The sequence below is a fragment of the Aeromonas sp. HMWF015 genome (assembly GCF_963878965.1).
Lineage (GTDB): Bacteria > Pseudomonadota > Gammaproteobacteria > Enterobacterales > Aeromonadaceae > Aeromonas > Aeromonas veronii.
The window spans coordinates 1-2,457 of record NZ_CAWNZT010000273.1 but is presented as its reverse complement, the minus strand read 5'-3'; the positions used below and the strand labels follow the sequence as shown (position 1 = coordinate 2,457).

Here is a 2,457-nt window from a genome sequence, read left to right as displayed (position 1 = left end):
ACGGTAATTTTTCAGGCACATTGAAACCGGTTTCAATGTGCCTGAAAAATTACCGTATAAATATGAAGCAATCATTGCACCCTTAAAGATGTGCTTTGAACTGATTGCTCAATGGATCGTAATGGTACCCAATCTGATCCAGACGCCCTGCCAACTGCTCTTCACTCATATCGTAATAGGCCAGCAACTCCTCCAACCCGTCACACTCAAGCCTTAGCTTCTCATTGATGATGCCCAGCAAGATGTTGGCATCAAGACGTTGCAAGGTACTGATATCCATGGCGGCACCTCCTGTAAATGACCTGTATAACCATGGGCGGTTACGCAAGGTTTGTCCATAGTACGAAAAATACCCAACTGGCTTTATATTAAATAGTGTTTAAAAACATAACCTTACTAACGACACATGCCAACACCATCACATTTTTCAGCAAAAACACCTTGTCACTGCCACAGGATAGAAATACTGTATACACATACAGCTTGGATATTCATACAGGAACCCCATATATGAACCAGCCCCTGCACCCGCAGCCCTTTGCGATGAATCGTGTCATGAGCAAGCCCTGGCCAACCAGAACCGCCTGCAAAGCGGAGTTGGCTCATTATGGTGTGACTATCCAGTCTGATGATCAGTTTCTGAGCGAGCTGACAAAGCTTGGGGAGGCTCATACCGGCTGGATCTTGTTGATCGCCCCGCCTGGACGCCCCACAGTCAGCCGTCTGGAAGAGCGAGGTATCGATCCCAAGAGAGTGCTGGTGGTACATAGCCCCAAAATCAAGAACTGGCAGCAAACCCTGGAGCGCAGTCTGGGCAATGGTCACTGCGCCGCCGTATTTACCTGGCTACCCGAGCAGATCGAGCTGGATCACGTCAAGCTGCAGCGACTGGGACAGCAATCTGGCGTACTCACCCGCTTCTTTGGCGTGAAACGGACTAACCTCGGCACACCTCTGCTGGCCTATGCAGAGCAAGATATCTATCTAAATCACTAAGTTAAAATTTGGCCCATTCTTGGGCATGGCTGCAACGACAAAGCCATTGCCATCATTACTCAGTAAAATCCCAGCAAAATGAAAAGCGCCTGCATTGCTGCAGGCGCTTTTCATTGAAGGTCAAGCAGGCCACTTGGCCCCTCTACGCTTTCACAGCAAGATTACTCTTCGGGACAAGGAGCCAGCATTACCCGGCGGCGACCCATCACCACCGGACGCACCAGCAACTGAGCCAGCAAAACCCCCAGCAGGGTCATCCCACCCCCGATCAGGTGATAGCTGGTCAACCGCTCACCCAGCAGAGTGATGGCAAGGCCAGCCGTCATCACCGGCAGCAGGTTCATAAAGATGGCGGTACGGTTGGCACCGAGCAGGGCGATACCCTGCATCCAGAGCCAGGGTGAGAGCGCCGAAGTGGGGATCCCGGCATAGAGGATCAGCCACAGGGCCCGCCCATCTGGCCACTGGCCATCCACCAGCAAAAAGAAGGGGGTCAGGATCACCACACTGCAGATCACCTGACCGTAGAGCAGCGACCAGTTGTCGAGCCCCAGATCCCACTTCTTGAGCAGCACGCTGTAAAGGGCATAAGTACCGGCCGAAATCAGCATATAGACAGAGCCGATATGAATGCCTTGGGTAAACAGCCGGGTCGGGTCCCCCTGCCCCAGCAAGATAGACAAGCCAAGGATGGAAAGCAGCGCCCCCAGCACAGCGCCCCAGGTGGGCCGCTCGCGCAGCAGCCAGATGCTGAACAACACGGTCAGCAGCGGCGTCAGACCCATCATCAACCCCATCTCGGTGGCACCCAGCGTTTGCGCCGCGTAGTAACCAAAAGTCTGGTTAAGCACCATGCCCAGCGAAGCCAGCATGGCGATCTGCCAAAGGCCAGCGCGCAGGCGGACACGCGCACGCCATACCCGACGGGCCAGAAACGGGCTTAATACCAGCGCAGCCACCACCCAGCGCGACCAGGCCAAGGCTGCCGGGGACAACACACCAACCGCCAGTTTGCTGACGATGCCATTGCCAGCCCAGATGGCAATGCAGGAAAAGGGAAACAGAAAGGCAAGGGGCATGAGAAGATCCAGACCGAAGAGACAACAGCGGGCCAGTATAGGGGGGTATGGGAGAGAAACAAAGGTGTGGGCCTGAACAGCCACGCGGTGAACGCCAGTCGCCAGAAACAAATATGCCTGCAAAAGTGCGGGCATATCAGTGCAGAAACAGATTCAGAAGCGCATCACGCGGCATCCATGTGCAGTCTGGAGATCAGCTCGTTGACCTCGGTGACTGTCTGGCGGTGGGGAATATCCGCCGGATTCGGCATCAGCAACAAACCGGATTGGAAATCAAACCGCCCCCGACCATGGATGTAAATCCGACCTTTAAAGAAGGTTTTGACATGCTTTGCCACCATCAGTGGCAGGTACTTCTTGAACACTCTCATCGTTTGCAACC

The 2,457-nt window shown here is 54.1% G+C and carries 4 protein-coding genes; 1 reads left to right on the top strand and 3 read right to left on the bottom strand.

Going from position 1 to position 2,457, the window contains the following annotated elements; translation table 11 throughout:
• Window positions 1-82 precede the first annotated feature (82 nt).
• A complete protein-coding gene (locus tag AACS18_RS14365) occupies window positions 83-280 on the bottom strand; it encodes a DUF4250 domain-containing protein (protein ID WP_005333612.1) in 198 nt (65 codons plus the stop codon).
• A 230-nt stretch (window positions 281-510) separates the two neighbouring features.
• On the opposite strand from AACS18_RS14365, the gene AACS18_RS14360 reads away from it, so the two are divergent.
• On the top strand, window positions 511-996 hold the full coding sequence (locus tag AACS18_RS14360) for a cell division inhibitor (RefSeq protein WP_108612518.1): 486 nt from the start codon (window positions 511-513) through the stop codon (window positions 994-996).
• 161 nt (window positions 997-1,157) lie between these two features.
• On the opposite strand, the gene AACS18_RS14355 is transcribed toward AACS18_RS14360, so the two are convergent.
• Together AACS18_RS14355 and AACS18_RS14350 are read right to left on the bottom strand one after the other, a co-directional pair.
• Window positions 1,158-2,075, bottom strand: a complete 918-nt coding sequence (locus AACS18_RS14355; protein WP_108612517.1) for a DMT family transporter — start codon at window positions 2,073-2,075, stop codon at window positions 1,158-1,160.
• A 164-nt stretch (window positions 2,076-2,239) separates the two neighbouring features.
• On the bottom strand, window positions 2,240-2,446 hold the full coding sequence (locus AACS18_RS14350; RefSeq protein WP_005336998.1) for a DUF1107 domain-containing protein: 207 nt from the start codon (window positions 2,444-2,446) through the stop codon (window positions 2,240-2,242).
• Between the last annotated feature and the right edge of the window lie 11 nt (window positions 2,447-2,457).